The following is a 3427-nucleotide window of genomic DNA, read 5'->3' on the forward strand; positions in this document are numbered from 1 at the left end:
CAAAAATTAGTTACATATCTAAAAAACATCTTATTTTTACGTTTTCGAATTCATCTTATAATCTTACTATTGTGTCAAGACATCAAATTATTCAAAATATTCATTCGCAAAAGAGTCATTTGTCTATTAATTATAGTATAAAAACCAAAACAGAAGCTTTTACTGAAAAACTGTTTTATACCCTTTTTGATTCAAATGCTCCTTTAGACCAAAGTATTGATGAATTGGAGGTTCAATTCAAAGAAATTGCAAAAATTGCTTGTAAAAAAGCAACCACCCATTGTGAAAGTGCTTGGGATAGTTTCCTTGAAAAATTGCCTTTCGTTTTAGAACAACTCAATCAAGATGCGGCTTACATTCTTATAAATGACCCCGCTTCGAATAGTATCGAAGAAGTATATTTAGCTTACCCAGGTTTTTACGCTATTGCCATTTATCGTTTAAGTCATGAATTGTATTTACTGGATTTATTGCTTTTTTCAAGGTTAATGAGTGAATACGCACACCGCATTACGGGTACAGACATTCATGCAGGAGCTACCATTGCTTCGCCATTTTTTATTGATCACGCCACTGGAATTGTAATTGGAGAAACCACTGTAATCGAAGAAAACGTCAAAATATACCAAGGAGTCACTTTGGGTGCGCTAAGTGTTAGTAAAGAAATGAAAAATGCTAAACGCCATCCAACCGTTGAAAAAAATGTCTGTATTTATGCCAATGCCACTATACTTGGAGGCGAAACTGTAATAGGACAAAATAGTATCGTAGGTGGAAATTCATGGGTAACAAAATCAATACCAGCCGATTCTACTGTATTAAACACAACAACAACTGAGGTTAAGATAAAAGAAAAACGATAATGAAACCACAAAAGTTAGTCGATCTTATTGGAAACACACCATTAGTAATAAGTCAAAATTTAGTACATAATCCCAACGTAAAATTGCTTCTAAAACTTGAAGGAAACAATCCTGGAGGAAGTGTAAAAGACCGTGCAGCCTACAATATGATTAAATCGGCAATTGAACGAGGCGATATCAAAAAAGGCGATAAATTAATCGAAGCAACCAGTGGAAACACAGGCATCGCATTGGCCATGATTGCACAATTATTCAACATCGAAATTGAATTGGTTTTACCTGAAGATTCTACCATAGAACGCACACAAACCATGAGAGCTTATGGAGCCACTGTAATCTTGACTCCTGCAAGTATTGGCATCATTGGTTCAAGAGATTATGCCGACAAAAAAGTCGCAGAAGGAGGTTACATAATGCTCAACCAATTTGCCAATAACGACAATTGGAAGGCACATTACAACACTACAGGTCCAGAAATTTGGGAAGACACCGAAGGAACCGTAACCCATTTTGTATCGGCGATGGGGACAACAGGAACTATTATTGGTACTTCAACCTATTTGAAAGAAAAGAATCCATCGATTCAAATTATTGGGGCACAACCTAGTGATGGCTCTCAAATTCCGGGTATTCGCAAATGGCCACAAGAATATTTACCTAAAATTTTTGATGCTTCAAAAGTGGATACCGTTATAGAAGTAACTGAAGCCGAAGCTAGAGCCATGACTCAACGTTTAGCTAAAGAAGAAGGCATTTTTGCTGGAATGAGTAGCGGTGGTTCAGTAGCAGCTGCAGTAAAAATTGCCGAAACCTTAGAGTCAGGAGTCATTGTCGCTATTATATGTGATCGTGGTGATCGTTATCTGTCTTCCGATTTGTTTGATTAAAAACAGATTCAGATTATAAAAAAATCCCGTTCGATTGGACACGAACGGGATTTCTATTTTAATAAATATTGCAGATTATTTTTGCTCCACTCTGCTATACTGTCTTTATTCATTTTTACATAATCTTGGTTTTTAGCGGCTTCAGCAGCGGCAAGAGACAATTTTGCAGTTTCTATTGCTCCCGCTTTATCACCTTGTTTGGCTTGAATCAAAGATTTTAAACGTAAATACCAAAAAGGCTTTTCTTTGGTCATATCCAAAGCTTTGTCCACCAAATCAAGGCACCATTCAAAATATTTTACGTTGTTAACATGGTTTACAATGTCCAAATCTGAAAGACAAACCGTTTTTTCAAACAAAATCTCTTTTTCGTGATGAATGTCAATTTTTGAAAAACTATCCTTTGTAGCCTTTTTATCTGGATACAGCTCAAAATGTTCATAAGGCAAGGCCAAGGCTTCAGGTCGACGCTTTTGAGTATTAAAAACCGCCCAAAACGTCTCTGATCCTACAATTTTTTTTCCGTTAACATGTACTTCTAAAGCCCGTACGGAACGCGAATTTTCGAGAGAATTTATCCAAGTACTCACCGTTACCGTGTCTCCCCATTTAGGTAAAGACTCAATTTCAACCCGCATTCTGCTCAAGACCCACGCTTGGTGAAACTCCTGCATGTCGGCAAAACTAATACCACCCAATTCTGAGTGTGCCGCCGCAGTCAATTGCAACAAATTGCATAATTCCGTATATTTCAAAAAGCCATTAGGCGCACATTGTGTAAAATTGATCTCCCAGTCTTTAGACAAGATCGAAGAGAAATTTGGGGATATAGGCATTCAAAAAAGTTTTAAGAGGTAAACAAAGTGTATTCGTAAAAATTAGGAGCAAAACATTCGGCATTTTAATAAACATCGTACCCGCCATCATTCCTAAACTTGTCCGCCGAACCCCGGCGCACAAGGTTTATCCCTTCTGTCGGGGCTAAATGAGCAGCATTTGGGATTTTTTATTATGTCATTTTTGAGTCAATATGTTCGATAATAACATTTTTATCGGTTGTAAAATCAAACCATTTAGTATTTTCTTTTCGTTTAAACCAAGTAAGTTGTCGTTTAGAAAAACGTCGGGTATTCTTCTTTATTTCCTCAATAGCAAATGCCAACTCGCATTCGCCATCAAAATGGCTGAATAACTCTCTATAACCCACCGTTTGCAAAGCATTCAAGGCTTTATGAGGATACAAACTTCTAGCTTCTTCAACTAAACCTTCCTCGATCATGATATCCACGCGTTGATTGATGCGGTCGTACATAAGAGCTCTTTCGGCTTCAAGACCAATGATGATCGGGGTAAAATTTCGGTTGTTTTTCTTTTGATTTAAGAAAGAAGAATAAGGTTTTCCACTACCAATACACACTTCAACAAAACGCATCATCCGCTGAGGATTCAATAATGTTTGGGGATTTTCAAGCGTTATCTTTTCAAAATAATAGAGATCTAGCGCCTTTAGTTGCTCTTGTAAATAAGCTATACCTTCTTTTTCATACTGTAATTGAATCCTTGTTCGCACCGCAGGGTCAATTTCAGGAAAAGTATCGAAACCTGTTAAAACCGCGTCAACATAAAGCCCAGAACCTCCTACCAAAACCACATAATCATTGGTCGTAAATAATTCGT

The 3427-nt window shown here is 37.1% G+C and carries 4 protein-coding genes; 2 read left to right on the top strand and 2 right to left on the bottom strand.

The annotated features are described in order from the left end of the window. The first annotated feature begins 71 nt into the window (after positions 1-71). Together epsC and cysM are read left to right on the top strand one after the other, a co-directional pair. Positions 72-863: a serine O-acetyltransferase EpsC gene (epsC, locus tag BXU11_RS16570; RefSeq protein WP_078212759.1), complete on the top strand. Its 792-nt coding sequence runs from the start codon at positions 72-74 to the stop codon at positions 861-863. Beyond that, complete coding sequence (gene cysM / locus BXU11_RS16575; RefSeq protein ID WP_078212758.1) at positions 863-1750, top strand: cysteine synthase CysM; 888 nt, start codon at positions 863-865, stop codon at positions 1748-1750. The genes epsC and cysM overlap by 1 nt, the downstream gene beginning before the upstream one ends. A gap of 53 nt (positions 1751-1803) precedes the next feature. Here cysM and BXU11_RS16580 read toward each other — a convergent pair whose 3' ends face one another. Further along, positions 1804-2586 (bottom strand): acyl-[acyl-carrier-protein] thioesterase, encoded by a 783-nt coding sequence (locus tag BXU11_RS16580; RefSeq protein WP_078213332.1) that lies wholly within the window; start codon positions 2584-2586, stop codon positions 1804-1806. A 173-nt stretch (positions 2587-2759) separates the two neighbouring features. Further along, positions 2760-3427, bottom strand: a 668-nt coding sequence (locus tag BXU11_RS16585) for a tRNA (adenosine(37)-N6)-dimethylallyltransferase MiaA (protein ID WP_078213333.1), incomplete at its 5' end; no start/stop codon positions are given.

The organism is Flavobacterium sp. LM5, from assembly GCF_002017945.1.
Lineage (GTDB): Bacteria > Bacteroidota > Bacteroidia > Flavobacteriales > Flavobacteriaceae > Flavobacterium > Flavobacterium succinicans.